We start from the raw sequence: 13,871 nt of genomic DNA on the forward strand, positions 1-13,871 counted from the left end.
ATTATTTCAATCCTCTATAAATCGCCATACTAATTCGCTCATTTTGCGCATAGTCGTGCACTGTTTTTATCTCATCAAAATCAAATAAACGCAATATATTACGAACTTCCTTTCCTTGCTCAAAACCATGCTCAATCATTAATGTCGCATTTTCATTTAAATGTGAACGCGCATCAGCGACAATGATACGAATATCCGCAAGTCCCTTTTGGGGGGCAACTAATGCAGATAAAGGTTCAAAACGCACATCCCCTTCGCCTAAATGATGATCGTTTTTATCAATATAAGGGGGGTTACTCACAATCAGATCAAAACGACCTTCTACTTGACTAAACCAATCACTTTGATAAATATTGACATTATTTAGCTTCAATATTTGTCTGTTTTCTATGGCTAATTGTACCGCATCTGCATTAAAATCAACGCCACTACATCTCGCATTGGGTAATTCACTCGCAATCGATAAAATAATAGCCCCGGTTCCGGTACCTAAATCTAAAATACGTGCTTGAGGTGAACAAATCTTTAATGCGTATTCCACTAAAATCTCTGTATCTGGTCGTGGAATTAATGTTGAATTATTAACTTTAAAAGGTAATGACCAAAACTCACGAATGCCCGTCAAATATGCAACGGGCACCCCTTTAATTCGCTCAACAAGCAAAACTTCATAAGCTTTTTGTTGAGACTCAGTTAAATGTTTCTCCGGCCAAGTCATCAAATAAACACTCTCTTTTTGTAAAACAAAAGAGAGTAATACTTGAGCATCAAGTAATGCACTGTCACTCTTAATTAATAAAGATTTAGCTCTTAAAACAGCCGCATCTATACGCAATTAAAAATCACTCCGCGCAAGGGCCGCTAATTTATCCGCCTGATCTTCTAATAAAATTGGGTCTAATAACATATCTAACTCGCCCTCTAAAATATCATGCAAACGATATAAAGTTAAATTAATGCGATGATCACTCACTCGTCCTTGTGGGTAATTATAAGTACGAATACGCTCACTACGATCGCCACTGGCCACAAGGCTACGGCGTAATGTTTGCTCTTCTGCTTTATTCTTTTCATCTTCGGCTTGTTGTAAACGTGCCTGTAATACCGACATTGCTTGCGCGCGATTTTTATGCTGAGAACGTTGATCTTGACACTCTACAACTGTACCAGTCGGTATATGCGTAAGTCTCACTGCAGAATCAGTTTTATTAACGTGCTGGCCCCCTGCTCCAGAAGCCCGAAAAGTATCCATTTTTAAATCAGCAGGATTAATAGACACAGCTTCTGCTTCAGGTACTTCAGGCATTACAACAACGGTACAGGCGGAGGTATGAATACGACCTTGAGATTCAGTTTCAGGCACGCGTTGTACACGATGTCCCCCCGACTCAAACTTCATAATACCGTAAGCGCCTTCGCCTTCGATTTTAGCGATAATTTCTTTGTAGCCACCTTGCTCACTTACGTTGGTATTCATAACCTCTAAGCGCCACTTTTTAGAGTCAATGTATTTACTATACATTCTAAATAAATTACCCGCAAAAATAGCGGCTTCATCGCCCCCCGCGCCAGCTCTAATTTCCAGATAACAGTTACGATCATCATTAGGATCTTTGGGTAATAATAAAATTTGTAATTCAGCCGAAAGTTCATTATACCTCGCTTTCGCTTCTTTAATTTCATCTATCGCCATTTCTTGCATGTCTGGATCGTCGTCTTCTAACATCATTTCAGCGGTTTCGACATCTTCGACTGCACGTTGATAATCTTTAAAACAAAGCACTACGACTTCAAGTTGCGAGTATTCTTTCGTTAATTTACGATATTTATCTTGATCTGCCATAGTTTCTGGATCGCCAAGTAACGCTTGAACTTCTTCATAGCGTTCAACTAACCCTTCTAATTTTGCAACAATCGATGCTTTCATATTTTTCTCTTTTTTAACGTTTTATTCATCGTTCAAACCTAATGCTGAACGTAATATTTGTAATTCATTATCATCTTCAGAGCAAGCTGCAAGCCTTAATGCTTGGCTCGGATCATGAATAATTTTATTAGTTAACTTAAAAGCCAATTCACGCATCACCTTCTCAGGTGCTTTACCATTATGTAATGCTACAATGGCATTGTGTAATAAGGCATCACGTAAGCATTCATTTTTTTCTCTATAAATGCGGATACTCTCAACCGCTTTGAGTGATTCAATCCAATGAGAGAAATCAATCACACAACTGTCTATAATTTTTTCTGCTTCAATCGCCGCATCTTGTCGTGCTTGTTTATTTTCGTCAATAATACCATGTAGATCATCAACGCTATACAAATACACATCATGCAATTCATTGACTTGCTCTTCAACATCTCGAGGCACTGCAATATCGATAAATAACATCGGCTGATTACGCCGCACTTTTAACGCACTTTCAACCATACCTTTACCAATAATAGGTAAAGGGCTTGCCGTTGATGAGATAATAATATCCGCAGAGGCTAAATGTTTGGGGATCTCTTCAAGCGTAATAGCTTGTGCATTAAATTGCTCAACTAAATCCATCGCTCTTGATAACGTACGATTAGCAATCGTAATATTAGGCACATTATGCTCAACCAAATATTTACCGACCAACTCAATCGTCTCCCCAGCACCAATTAATAAAACTCGGCTCTGCGCAAGATCACTAAATATTTGCTTTGCCAAACACACGGCGGCAAAAGCAACGGAAATTGCATTGGCACCAATTTGCGTATCAGTGCGCACTTTTTTTGCAACACCAAATGTTTGTTGAAACAATTTCTGCAACATTTTATGCACACTTTTAGCCTGTCCGGCACGGACAAATGCTTGCTTTATTTGTCCCAATATTTGAGGCTCACCTAAAACTAAAGAATCAAGTCCCGATGCCACCCGAAAAAGATGTTGCACCGCTTTATCATTCTTATAGCAATATAAACTCTCAATGATGTCATCAATGACGACATTATGAAACGCACATAGCCAATTAACCACACTTTGACTACAGTCAGTTTTCAAATAACAATATATTTCACTACGGTTACACGTAGAAACAATAACCGCTTCTAATACACCCTCTAGTTTTAATAAACTTTGATATGTATCTGCTAATGCATCGGGTGCAAAAGCCACTTTTTCACGTAATGCGACAGAGGCTGTCTGATGGTTAATTCCAATAGCAAATAAAGGCATTCAATAATTTCACAAGACAAGTTAGGTAAATATAAATGAATTCTACTGATATTTATCGTAAATTTAAAGTGGAAGCACGTTTCCTACGCATTTATATCCCTTTTATTGTAAAAAAAAGCACTTTAAGCAAAAAACTGCCCCTTTGAGTAATTTACAACGTCCTCAGCCTTGGGTACTATTCAAGCTCTTTCTTGTTATTACTTAAAGTTGCTATCAAAATCATGCTAATCAAAAAAACTATCGCTTCTCTTTGTCTTATCGGTGCGCTTTCTGGCTGTTCATCCCTTTACGATACTTTCGTTTATCAAATTGATGTTACACAAGGTAACTACATTGATACACAAAAAATGGCACAACTTGAAATAGGCATGAATCAGCAACAAGTCATTTTTCTTTTAGGGTCGCCCATGTTAATCGACCCCTTTGATTCGTCTACTTGGTACTATATTCGGTATATCAAACCAGGAGGTGAAAAAATACAACAACAAAAAGTCGTCCTTACCTTTGAAGATAAAATATTACAAAAAATTCAAAGAAAGAAAGAAATTGAAGTTAGCCCGCTTATTACAAAAATGCAAAATGAGGCGAAATAAGAACGAACAAACAGGTTAAAAGAAGAGGAAATTCACCTTTATTTCTCCTTCTTGGCCATTTTGGCTGCGCGCAATTTACGCATCGCTTTGGGATCTGCCGTCAAAGGTCGGTAAATCTCAATTCTATCACCCGTTTTCACCAAATAATCTAAATTTTCAATGCGACTAAAAATACCCACCTTAGCCTTATTTATAATAATTTCAGGGAAATGTTGCGTTATACCTGAAAGATGCAAGCATTGCTCAATAGAAGTACCCTTCGGTACAGATACAGTCAAAAGCACCTGCTTATGAGGTAGCCCGTAAACCACCTCTATATCAATCATTTCACTTATTGTATTCATATCACGTCCTAACGAATGCCATAAACAAATTTAGCGCGCACCGCAAAAGAATTGACCATTGAGCCAACCAATTCGTTAAAAATTCGTCCAAATGCGAATTCAATCAGTTTACTGCTAAATTCAAATTTTAAATCGAAAATTACTTTACACGCTTGATCATCTAAAGGTATAAAAACCCAACCTCCACTAAGCGATTTAAAGGGGCCTTCAATTAAACGCATTTCAATTTGTCGACCGGGAGTTAATTTATTCTCCGTCGTAAAACTTTGACTGATTCCCGCTTTTGATACTTTAATACAAGCACGCATTAAATTGTTCTCATGCATTAATAATTGTGCGCCTACACACCCAGGCAAAAACGCCGGATAAGACTCCACATCATTAACCAATTGGTACATTTCATCTGCGCTATACATCAATAACGCACTACGGGATACTTCAACCATTCGCTCAGCTCTTTAATAAAAAAAACAGTTTATACTATCTCACTATTGAAAAAAAACAATTTAGACATATATCTAGTTTAATTATTTCCGGTTACAATATGAGACTATGGCTAAAAAAAAATCAAAAACTAAAAACAATGAAAATACGATAGCACGTAATAAACGCGCTAGTCACGAATATCACCTAGAAGAACGCTTTGAAGCAGGCCTTGAGTTGCAAGGTTGGGAGGTGAAATCATTGCGAGCAGGCAAAGCAAATATCGCAGATAGCTATATTTTCCTTAAAAATGGAGAAGCATGGTTATTAGGTGCATCTTTCCCTCCTCTTGATGCTGCATGCTCTCATGTTATCTGTGATCCCATGCGTTATCGTAAGCTTTTATTAAAAAGACGCGAATTAGATAACCTACTTGGTAAAGTTGAACGCCAAGGTTATTCAATTATTCCTATCTCCTTGTATTGGAAAAAAGCATGGGTGAAAATATCCTTTGCCTTGGCAAAAGGTAAACAAGCTCATGACAAACGCAATGCTGATAAAGATCGTGAATGGAAAGTACAAAAAGAACGCATGATGAAGCACAGCGTTCGTTAAACCAGCAACTAGACACTCATTGTAAGATAACCCTATCTAGCATCGATTGTCTTTGCTATACTATTTGGGTAGACAATGCAGTTGTTTACCACTGTGGGGATGATTTAGGACTCGACGAGATTCTTGAAACCCTAGGTGCATGCCGAGGTGACGGCTGGCCTCGTAAAAAGCCGTCAACGTTATAGTTGCAAACGACTCTAACTACTCTCTAGCAGCTTAGGCTAGCTAGCCTTCCACCCAAGTTTCTCCTATGGGCAGGGATTCGGAAGGTCATTTACATTTGGATAGCGAGGGAACCTTGTTCGAGGGTGAACCGCGAAATAGTATCGGACTCGCTCTTTGCAATCCTGTCTGTCGGAGTGTCGAGAGTTAACTAAAAGATAGACTAAGCATGTAGTACCGAGGATGTAGGCTTTTCGGACGGGGGTTCGACTCCCCCCATCTCCACCACCTACAAGCCCCTGCAATCAATAGGTTACAGGGGCTTTTTCGATCTAATGACCACATTGTGTCCACGCTCGCTTAATTTAGCTAATCAATTAAATTACTTTTTTAACTTTCATCGATACAATTAATACTACGAGTGACCTCCTGCTTTAATGAGTATTCCTAATCCGCATGCTGAAAATGCAATAAAATCATTAAATATAAGCATGTTAGTTATTTACAAATTTAATGGTTTTCAGACGAGAATGGATTTAGATAGTTTCAATGAAAATAAAAGTTCATTTTATATGACTGGCACGATTATAGTGTTAATTGATTCATAGCTGAAATTAAAGAGATTTTAGTTATTATTTTAAAATTTTGGACAACACCAAGTACAACGCATTTAAACATTTAGTAAAAGTTTATGTTTTTTCAAAATTTTAAATGGGCAAGATAGCTATGAGATAATAGTTCCGGCTAATGGACTTATTAAAAATGATCAAGGATATTGGACGATGACTATCTACAGTTCTCAGAATAGGTTTCTTATTCCCAATATAGGAGATGTTTATTATATTTCTTCATATAATGTGCAAGCGGATGCCGATGGTACATATCGGATACATATTAATCCTGAGGGTACAGGCGTTAATGCGATACCCTCTAACGGGGTCGATTTTTATGGTGTATTTAGAGTGTATGAGCCCCTTGGCAAAGTTAAATTTCCCAGTATAAAAAACATATCGGAACAATAATATTTAAGATAAACGTGGGCTGTGGCGCTAGATACAATGACCTATTTAGTGTGGCCCACAGATGCTTGTTATGTTGATGTGAGGGTTAAATTGCATGAGTCTGCAATATGAGATATCAGCCCTAAATTTAGGTACTATGCACTAGCGTAGCGTATATAATCTGAAACGATAAAATAAAACGCTATACAAATAATCATGGCTAATAAAACATAAATAAAGGTATCGCCAAGTTTAATAACATTCTCGTGCTCAGGATATCTACACTCTTATCGTTTACGTTCCCATTGTGTAATAAAAGCAACGGAGGCAATGATAATTGCAGCACCTAGCCATAAACGTCCAGGTGGTACCCAACCAAACACCAGCCAACCTGCCAATACATTTAAGGGTAATTTAGCATGATCAAAGGGTTGAACAAAAGAGGCATCTGCCACTGAATAGGCTTTTACTATGGCCCATTGTGCGAGAGCCGTCATAGCTCCTGCTCCGATTAATAATAGCCAAATATTAATATCCGTAGGTGTTTGCCATTCAGGTAAAGCGAGTAAAAAATTAAAGGGTGTAATTAATATTAATAAATAGACGACCATCGTAGACGGTGAATCGTTTGCCGACATTTTTTTTACCATTAAAGAGTAGCAAGCCCAGAAAAATGCAGCCCCTACCGGCAATAATGTCGCCCATGTAAAGTTATCTGCCCACGGCTCTAAAATGATCATTGTGCCAACAAAGCCTGCTAAAGTTGCCCCCCAGCGGGCCATACTTACTTTTTCTTTTAAAAAGATGCCTGAGCCTATGGTGGCAAATAAAGGTGAGGTCATTAACAACGCAATGCCTTGCCAAATAGGGACGGGGTAAGCCAATGCCCATAACCATAATTGGATGCCAATTACAGCGATAAATACCCGTAATAAATGCATGCCGAAATAGTCTGTTTTGAGTGAGTTTCTGATACCTAAAGTACGTAAATAAGGCAATATAACAAGAAGGGCGATTGAGTATTGAATTAAAGCTACCATCGTAGACGGTAATCCAAAGGTAATCGTTAAATATTGAGCAATACTGTTAACAATAGCAAAAGCAAGACCTGCGCTTAGCATCCAAGAGGCACCTTGAACGGGTTGGTGTTGTAACATAAATTAATGATTCTCAATAAAAAATGTATCAGAGCATACGACTTATTCGTCTCATTTACCAATGGATTGTAGTATAAGATCGGATTTTATTGAACGGGGATGATTAATAAAAAGGTTTGATAACTAGATTGAAAAGAGTTGAGCTATTTACACTGCGTATATTAAATTTAAGTATGTAAAAAGTGAGTATAAAGTAACTCTATTTATACTCACTTTTTACATTTTGTCGGCATGTAAATTGGGTAGAGCGCTAATCAGCAACATTATAGGCAATCATGAAATACATAGTTATAAGACAGGCAATTATAACTATGTATCTTTAGTTGTATTTTACAAAGCCTTTTATGAGTTGTACCTTTATTTTTGTACCGTCGCATTAAAGACAATTATCTCAAGGGGCTGTAATGTTATCACGATGGCTTCGGTGTAATTAGCAGGAATAGTATTATTGTCTCCATAAATCGCCTTTAATTTAAAATTGCTACTTCTACCGGTTGGTATTTCAAAATCATGTTTCAAATTTAAGTAGTAAGTTTGAACTTTATCCGAGGGATTACGTAAAGAAAAAATGGCTTTATTTACACTCCAAGAAGCCCAACCATATATTTCCATTTTAGTCGGATCACCACCAATCCAGTGCGTATCAACGAGAACATTTGTATTTTCTCTTGACCATTTAGCCGCTTTTGCGAGTATATCCCATTTTGTTTTATTAAGCATGCTCGGTGTTATATACATTTCTTGAAGCTGTGTCCCCGTTGCAAAATAACTCCAAACTTGATCCGAAAAATCACTGTCGGTTTGAATCTTTTCAAGGCCATAATAGGAATTTTTAGCACTGACAATACCATGTAACATTAAAGAGTTTAGTGGAAATAAAGGACCTTTTAAAACAATAGAACGATATGTTTCAGCATCCCGATAAGTTATCCACTGTTGTACATTCGAGCCATCACCGTATAAATTAATGTCATCGCCTTGTCGCCAAATTGAATCTGCAAAAAATAGCCATGATGGGCTCGCATTTGTGCCAGTTGTCAGATTGATAAATAAATTGTTATTTGCTTTTCGCATATTTTTTATCAACGCGACAGATGCATCAAAGTCGGATGCGAACTTGCTACCTGTGATGTGCGATCCTGCATTACCCATTCCATTAGTTTGAAGGAAGTAATATGTTCATTTTTAATCAGATTAACAATTTTCGAATTGAAATTTGTAAAATAATTTGGACCCGACAATGCAAATTTGCCATCAACCGTTTCAAAAGCAAACTCTTTAGCATGAGAGACGCGGATAGCGAGGGGTTTATTGTATCCACCCCAAGGTGATAACCACAACCCAACGGGACCCTGTAAATAATTCTGTGTAATTACCATTTTACAGGTGGCGCTTTAAACGGTCTTCAAACTCAATTATAAACCGATTCATCGCAGCTCTCCAGTTTTGAATTGGTTTTGACCATTTTTGTATGAATGCGGGTAAAGCGCCGGCGAATAGCCCTGCACCAATCCCCGTAGCTCGTATTACAGAAGCCATCTTACACCCTGGTAGAAGTATTCAATTTAATGGTAAAAAAATCACTTATCCGGAAATTAAAATGGTTTATGTTGCAGGTGGAAACCCTTTCCATCAGCAACAAGATATTAATCAATTGTTAAAAGCATGGCAAAGCCTTGATACTATCGTGGTGAATGAACCTTATTGGACAGCTTCCGCTAAGCACGCTGATATAGTTTTACCTACAACAACATCTTACGAACGTAATGATATCTGCATGGGTGGCGATTACTCTCAGTTATACGTTTTCCCAATGCATAAAGTCGTTGAACCCCAATTTGAGTCTAAAAGTGACTTTGATATCTTCAGTGCCATCGCAAAAAAACTGAACGTTGAAGGTGCCTATACTGAAAACAAAAATGAAATGCAGTGGTTAAAAAGTATGTATGATGCAATGGCTAAACAAGCACGCCAGAATCGTATTCCGTTACCACCTTTTGAAATGCTTTGGAAAGCTAATGATTACATTAAATTTCCGATACCAGAAGCCAATCAAAAATGGACACGCCATGCGGATTTTAGAGAAAATCCATTATTGAATCCTTTAGGCACTCCATCTGGGCGCATCGAGATTTATTCTGAAACAATTAAAAAAATGAATTACAAAGATTGTGCACCACATGCTAAATGGTTTGAGCCTAAAGAATGGTATAAATCTTCGATTGCCAAAAAATATCCTTTATCGCTTAATACCTCTCATCCGTCTCATCGTTTGCATTCGCAACTCGATAATACACCGCTAAGATTAAAGTATGCAGTTGCTAATCGTGAGGCCATTTTGATCAATAGTAAGGATGCAAAATCACGGGGTATTTCTAACGGTGATTTAGTTAGAGCATTTAACGAGCGAGGCGAAATATTAGTTGGCGCAAATGTTTCTGATGCCATTCTTGAAGGTGTTGTACGTATTTGTGAAGGTGCATGGTTTGACTCTTCTACGCCGGGCAAAAGTGGCGGTTTGTGCCGTAATGGTTGTATTAATCTACTTACCTTTGATGTGGGCAGTTCAGAGTTGAGCCAAGGTAACTGTGGAAATATGACACAATTAGAAGTTGAAAAGTTCACCGGAAAACCGCCGGTAAATAATGCGCATGCGGTTCCTCGTGGCGCGGCATAACTATAAAAACAATAAAAGACGCGCACATAACAAATATGTGTGCGTTTTTATTTTTAATAATGTTTTGCCATCACCCCCTACCCCGCTATTACAGACTCATCATCTAAAAATGATGCATCAATTTATATTGGTAACTTCACTATCTGTTACACATAAACGTCACTTTTTATTAATTTTAAAGATACGACTTGTTATCCTATAAATCGTATCCTATACTAATCGTGTTTTAACGATTAATAGTAATAGGATTGAAAATGCAAATGACGCACTGTGTTGCAGCCAATAACCCCGTATTTTCCTCAACAAAACAAGAACTGGTTGAAGAGAAGAACTTTGCCACATTATCAAAAGCACTTTCTCACCCTGCACGTATTAGGATCCTTTCAATTTTATTGAAACTTGATAAGTTAGGTGGCTGTTTAAATAGTGATTTAGTTTCTAAGCTTGGTTTAGCACAATCGACAGTTTCTGAGCATTTACGTATTTTGAAGCAAGCACAATTTATTAGTGCAGAGCCAATACCACCTAAAATGTGCTATCGCATTAATAAAAAGAACATAAATGCTTATTTAAGCTTATTTTCTAGCATATTGAATTAATTTTATTAAAGAGAGTCACTACGTTTTTCGCCCATTAGGTAATACGTTAAAGTCTCTTTTTTATTTGCAATAATCGTCTATCGGCGATACACGAACAGAGGTAATTATGAGCACCATACAACCGGCACCTAAATTAAGTTTTTTAGATAGATTTTTAACTTTATGGATATTTTTAGCCATGGCAATAGGTATTACTTTAGGTGTTCAGTTTCCGGAGACTATCACCCATTTTAATACCTCTTTTTCCGTAGGTAGTACAAATATTCCTTTAGCTATTGGATTGATTTTAATGATGTACCCACCACTAGCCAAAGTAAACTACAGCCTAATGAGTAAAGTTTTTGCCGATAAAAAAGCAATTAGTCTATCCCTTTTGATGAATTGGCTTGTTGGCCCTATTCTAATGTTTAGCTTAGCTATTTTGTTTTTAGGTGATTACCCACATTTAATGACTGGCGTTATTTTAATTGGTTTAGCCCGCTGTATTGCTATGGTCTTAGTTTGGAATGATATTGGTGGGGGCAATAAAGAATACGCAGCTGCATTAGTCGCATTGAATAGCATTTTTCAAATATTTACTTATAGTTTTATGGCATGGTTGTTTATTACTGTATTACCGCCCTATTTTGGGGTGACAGGTCAGCTAATTGATATTTCAATCTTAGATATTACACAAAGTGTTTTAATTTACTTAGGTATCCCTTTTGTTGCCGGTTTTTTAAGTCGCAAAATATTAGTCGCCAAAAAAGGCGCTCAATGGTACAACGACACTTACCTACCTATCATTTCACCGATCACGCTTATTGCACTGTTAGGCACTATTATATTAATGTTTAGCCTCAAAGGTGAAATGATTATCGAGCTACCTATGCAAGTTGTTTTGGTCGCTATCCCTTTAACTATCTACTTTTTCTTAATGTATTTAATTAGCTTCTTTAGTGCAAAAAAAATGGGTATTCCTTTTGATAAAAACGCATCGATTGCTTACACCGCAACAGGCAATAACTTTGAACTTGCCATTGCCGTTGCCATCGCCGTTTTTGGTATTAATTCACCCGAAGCTTTTGCGGGGGTTATTGGCCCCTTAGTAGAAGTACCCGTCTTGATTGCACTGGTAAATATCACCTTGAGACTGAAAAAAAATTATACAAAAAATGCTTAATTCAACAATAAAACTCACTAATAGGAAAATAAACATGCTATCTATCCAAATATTTGAACCTTCAATGTGTTGTTCCAGTGGCATCTGTGGCTCAGATGTTGACCCATTATTATTAGCTTTTTCTGCCGATGTTAAATGGCTAAACCAACAAAATATTCAGCTCGAACGTTTTAACCTAGCACAACAAGCAATTGCGTTTGCGCAAAATTTAAAGGTGACCCATTTCCTTGAGGAAAATGGTGTTGATGGATTACCACTTACCATCGTCAATGATGAAATTGTCTTAACTGGCCGTTATCCTACTCGGCAAGAACTAGCATCTTGGTGTGCGTTAACATGTTCGAGTACAAACAACGACAAAGCAATCAAATCTAGCTGTTGCTCTTCATAAATACCCATAAAAAGGATATACAGATGCTTGAATTTTTAATCAACCCTCCTCCTTTTCTTTTTTTTACCGGTAAAGGAGGGGTCGGTAAAACATCTATTGCATGTGCGAGTGCATTACTTTTAGCCGAGCAAGGGCAAAATGTATTATTAGTCAGTACCGACCCAGCGTCTAATATTGGGCAAGTATTCGCCACTGATATTGGTAACAAAATCACTCCTATCGTGAAGATTAAGGGCCTTTTTGCTTTAGAAATAGACCCACAAGCTGCAGCCGAAGCTTATCGCGAAAAAATACTGGCTCCCGTAATAGGAAAGTTACCCGACGCGGTCATCAACAATATAAAAGAGCAATTGTCAGGCGCTTGTACGACAGAAATAGCGGCTTTTGATGAGTTTACCGCACTTTTAACCGACCCTATACTACGCGAAACATATCAATATATTATTTTTGATACCGCACCGACAGGGCACACTATTCGCCTATTGCAACTACCCGGTGCATGGAATGAATTTTTAGAGTTAGGTCAAGGCGATGCATCTTGCTTAGGCCCTCTGGCGGGTTTAGATAAACAACGTGATAAATATGCTCAAGCCGTACACGCATTATCTGATGCACAGCAAACACGCTTAATTTTAGTTGCACGAGCACAAACATCCACCTTACTAGAAGTCGCACGTACTCATATTGAGTTAAGTAATATCGGTTTGAAAGATCAATATCTTGTGCTTAATGGCCTTTATCCGCAACAACAAATAAACAATGACACACTCGCAGAGGCAATTTATCAACAAGAACAAGATGCATTGCTGATGATGCCCGAAACCTTAAAAAAATTACACCTAGATAAAATACCTCTACTTAGCAACAATATTATCAGCCTAAATAGCCTGCGTACGTTGATTGGTTCACCGACACACAAGTGTTAAATATACATGATGCACAATCAACATCGCTAAAAAATTAATACCAGTACAATGTAGACACAATAAATATTGTGTCTATGATTCTATCGCATCTCGCTGATAGTACAATATACCTTTACTTTCTTTCTGAATTTGCTTCATTCCCACAAATTCAGCTATTTTAGCCGAAGCTACATTGCCTTTTTTTAACTCTGCACAGATTGGCGCTTTAATTTCATTCGCCAGTATACTTACCATTTGCTTACCTATACCTTGCCCTCTGTACTCTGCAGCAACAGTCCAGGATAATTCGTATCGACCGAGTTCCAGCACAGATCGAAGCGAACCGACGGCTATTTTGTTTTTTTCAGCAATGTAGAGTTTACGTAAAGGATCTTGTAATAATATTCTTAACCATTGCACATGTGTTGAGTATTTTACGGTACTCGTTATATGACTGGCCATTTGAGTGGTCGTATCATTACGCAATTTAAGTAATAAATCTGCATCATTTACTGTCGCGAGACGTAAACAAATCTCCGTTTGGAATCGGTTTAACATATATTACCTTTTTGTTTTTCTATTCGTCATCATGAAGAGGTTAATATCTAACACATTGAATTGTTTGTATATATTTACA

General features: G+C 37.5%; 17 protein-coding genes and 1 other RNA gene. 9 read left to right on the forward strand and 9 right to left on the reverse strand.

The features are described 5' to 3' along the window. Position 1: 1 nt before the first annotated feature. Genes prmC through hemA form a run of 3 tightly spaced genes read right to left on the reverse strand, consistent with a single transcriptional unit; the run spans position 2 to position 3,205 of the window. Positions 2-835 (reverse strand): peptide chain release factor N(5)-glutamine methyltransferase, encoded by an 834-nt coding sequence (gene prmC / locus B8W84_RS04445; protein ID WP_094752099.1) that lies wholly within the window; start codon positions 833-835, stop codon positions 2-4. Beyond that, on the reverse strand, positions 836-1,927 hold the full coding sequence (gene prfA, locus B8W84_RS04450; RefSeq protein WP_094752100.1) for a peptide chain release factor 1: 1,092 nt from the start codon (positions 1,925-1,927) through the stop codon (positions 836-838). Positions 1,928-1,948: 21 nt separating this feature from the next. Further along, positions 1,949-3,205: a glutamyl-tRNA reductase gene (gene hemA, locus B8W84_RS04455; protein WP_094752101.1), complete on the reverse strand. Its 1,257-nt coding sequence runs from the start codon at positions 3,203-3,205 to the stop codon at positions 1,949-1,951. A gap of 221 nt (positions 3,206-3,426) precedes the next feature. Between hemA and bamE the strand changes: the two genes are divergently transcribed. Then, entirely contained in the window at positions 3,427-3,798 is a 372-nt protein-coding gene (bamE, locus tag B8W84_RS04460; protein WP_094752740.1) for an outer membrane protein assembly factor BamE, read from the forward strand. 38 nt (positions 3,799-3,836) lie between these two features. On the opposite strand, the gene B8W84_RS04465 is transcribed toward bamE, so the two are convergent. Then, complete coding sequence (locus tag B8W84_RS04465) at positions 3,837-4,142, reverse strand: RnfH family protein (protein WP_094752102.1); 306 nt, start codon at positions 4,140-4,142, stop codon at positions 3,837-3,839. An 8-nt stretch (positions 4,143-4,150) separates the two neighbouring features. Beyond that, positions 4,151-4,588 carry an SRPBCC family protein gene (locus B8W84_RS04470; RefSeq protein ID WP_094752103.1) on the reverse strand — a complete coding sequence of 146 codons (438 nt, stop codon included), beginning with the start codon at positions 4,586-4,588 and terminating at the stop codon, positions 4,151-4,153. Between the two features lie 106 nt (positions 4,589-4,694). On the opposite strand from B8W84_RS04470, the gene smpB reads away from it, so the two are divergent. The 3 genes from smpB to B8W84_RS08230 all read left to right on the forward strand — a co-directional run bounded on the left by smpB (position 4,695) and on the right by B8W84_RS08230 (position 6,364). Further along, entirely contained in the window at positions 4,695-5,180 is a 486-nt protein-coding gene (gene smpB / locus B8W84_RS04475; RefSeq protein ID WP_094752104.1) for an SsrA-binding protein SmpB, read from the forward strand. A 95-nt stretch (positions 5,181-5,275) separates the two neighbouring features. After that, positions 5,276-5,630, forward strand: a transfer-messenger RNA (tmRNA) gene (gene ssrA, locus B8W84_RS04480). A gap of 416 nt (positions 5,631-6,046) precedes the next feature. After that, positions 6,047-6,364, forward strand: coding sequence for a DUF1214 domain-containing protein (locus tag B8W84_RS08230; RefSeq protein ID WP_094752105.1), 318 nt, complete (start codon positions 6,047-6,049; stop codon positions 6,362-6,364). A 266-nt stretch (positions 6,365-6,630) separates the two neighbouring features. On the opposite strand, the gene B8W84_RS04490 is transcribed toward B8W84_RS08230, so the two are convergent. The 3 genes from B8W84_RS04490 to B8W84_RS08180 form a co-directional block, all read right to left on the reverse strand. Continuing rightward, positions 6,631-7,500, reverse strand: a complete 870-nt coding sequence (locus B8W84_RS04490) for a DMT family transporter (RefSeq protein WP_094752106.1) — start codon at positions 7,498-7,500, stop codon at positions 6,631-6,633. 357 nt (positions 7,501-7,857) lie between these two features. After that, the gene (locus tag B8W84_RS04495) at positions 7,858-8,574 is read right to left on the reverse strand and encodes a hypothetical protein (protein WP_219349765.1); all 717 of its coding nucleotides are present in this window, start codon (positions 8,572-8,574) and stop codon (positions 7,858-7,860) included. 8 nt (positions 8,575-8,582) lie between these two features. Further along, positions 8,583-8,879, reverse strand: coding sequence for a hypothetical protein (locus B8W84_RS08180; RefSeq protein ID WP_219349766.1), 297 nt, complete (start codon positions 8,877-8,879; stop codon positions 8,583-8,585). Between the two features lie 92 nt (positions 8,880-8,971). Between B8W84_RS08180 and B8W84_RS04500 the strand changes: the two genes are divergently transcribed. The 5 genes from B8W84_RS04500 (at position 8,972) to B8W84_RS04520 (ending at position 13,255) form a co-directional block, all read left to right on the forward strand. After that, complete coding sequence (locus B8W84_RS04500; RefSeq protein WP_219349767.1) at positions 8,972-10,177, forward strand: molybdopterin-dependent oxidoreductase; 1,206 nt, start codon at positions 8,972-8,974, stop codon at positions 10,175-10,177. Between the two features lie 254 nt (positions 10,178-10,431). Further along, entirely contained in the window at positions 10,432-10,776 is a 345-nt protein-coding gene (locus B8W84_RS04505) for an ArsR/SmtB family transcription factor (protein ID WP_094752107.1), read from the forward strand. A gap of 106 nt (positions 10,777-10,882) precedes the next feature. Further along, positions 10,883-11,938 carry an ACR3 family arsenite efflux transporter gene (arsB, locus tag B8W84_RS04510; protein ID WP_094752108.1) on the forward strand — a complete coding sequence of 352 codons (1,056 nt, stop codon included), beginning with the start codon at positions 10,883-10,885 and terminating at the stop codon, positions 11,936-11,938. 34 nt (positions 11,939-11,972) lie between these two features. Further along, entirely contained in the window at positions 11,973-12,329 is a 357-nt protein-coding gene (gene arsD / locus B8W84_RS04515; RefSeq protein WP_094752109.1) for an arsenite efflux transporter metallochaperone ArsD, read from the forward strand. A 23-nt stretch (positions 12,330-12,352) separates the two neighbouring features. Next, a complete protein-coding gene (locus B8W84_RS04520) occupies positions 12,353-13,255 on the forward strand; it encodes a TRC40/GET3/ArsA family transport-energizing ATPase (protein WP_441344189.1) in 903 nt (300 codons plus the stop codon). 72 nt (positions 13,256-13,327) lie between these two features. Here the strand turns inward: B8W84_RS04520 and B8W84_RS04525 are convergent, their stop codons facing one another. After that, complete coding sequence (locus B8W84_RS04525) at positions 13,328-13,792, reverse strand: GNAT family N-acetyltransferase (RefSeq protein WP_094752110.1); 465 nt, start codon at positions 13,790-13,792, stop codon at positions 13,328-13,330. Positions 13,793-13,871: the final 79 nt, after the last annotated feature.

This window comes from Psychromonas sp. CD1, from assembly GCF_002239585.1.
GTDB lineage: Bacteria > Pseudomonadota > Gammaproteobacteria > Enterobacterales > Psychromonadaceae > Psychromonas.

Bases quoted from the DNA above. Each gene is read 5' to 3' on its own strand.
- prfA (WP_094752100.1), bottom strand. From the start codon at position 1,927: ATGAAAGCATCGATTGTTGCAAAATTAGAAGGGTTAGTTGAACGCTAT.
- hemA (WP_094752101.1), bottom strand. From the start codon at position 3,205: ATGCCTTTATTTGCTATTGGAATTAACCATCAGACAGCCTCTGTCGCA.
- bamE (WP_094752740.1), top strand. From the start codon at position 3,427: ATGCTAATCAAAAAAACTATCGCTTCTCTTTGTCTTATCGGTGCGCTT.
- B8W84_RS04465 (WP_094752102.1), bottom strand. From the start codon at position 4,142: ATGAATACAATAAGTGAAATGATTGATATAGAGGTGGTTTACGGGCTA.
- B8W84_RS04470 (WP_094752103.1), bottom strand. From the start codon at position 4,588: ATGGTTGAAGTATCCCGTAGTGCGTTATTGATGTATAGCGCAGATGAA.
- smpB (WP_094752104.1), top strand. From the start codon at position 4,695: ATGGCTAAAAAAAAATCAAAAACTAAAAACAATGAAAATACGATAGCA.
- B8W84_RS04490 (WP_094752106.1), bottom strand. From the start codon at position 7,500: ATGTTACAACACCAACCCGTTCAAGGTGCCTCTTGGATGCTAAGCGCA.
- B8W84_RS04495 (WP_219349765.1), bottom strand. From the start codon at position 8,574: ATGCGAAAAGCAAATAACAATTTATTTATCAATCTGACAACTGGCACA.
- B8W84_RS08180 (WP_219349766.1), bottom strand. From the start codon at position 8,879: ATGGTAATTACACAGAATTATTTACAGGGTCCCGTTGGGTTGTGGTTA.
- B8W84_RS04500 (WP_219349767.1), top strand. From the start codon at position 8,972: ATGAATGCGGGTAAAGCGCCGGCGAATAGCCCTGCACCAATCCCCGTA.
- B8W84_RS04505 (WP_094752107.1), top strand. From the start codon at position 10,432: ATGCAAATGACGCACTGTGTTGCAGCCAATAACCCCGTATTTTCCTCA.
- arsB (WP_094752108.1), top strand. From the start codon at position 10,883: ATGAGCACCATACAACCGGCACCTAAATTAAGTTTTTTAGATAGATTT.
- arsD (WP_094752109.1), top strand. From the start codon at position 11,973: ATGCTATCTATCCAAATATTTGAACCTTCAATGTGTTGTTCCAGTGGC.
- B8W84_RS04520 (WP_441344189.1), top strand. From the start codon at position 12,353: ATGCTTGAATTTTTAATCAACCCTCCTCCTTTTCTTTTTTTTACCGGT.
- B8W84_RS04525 (WP_094752110.1), bottom strand. From the start codon at position 13,792: ATGTTAAACCGATTCCAAACGGAGATTTGTTTACGTCTCGCGACAGTA.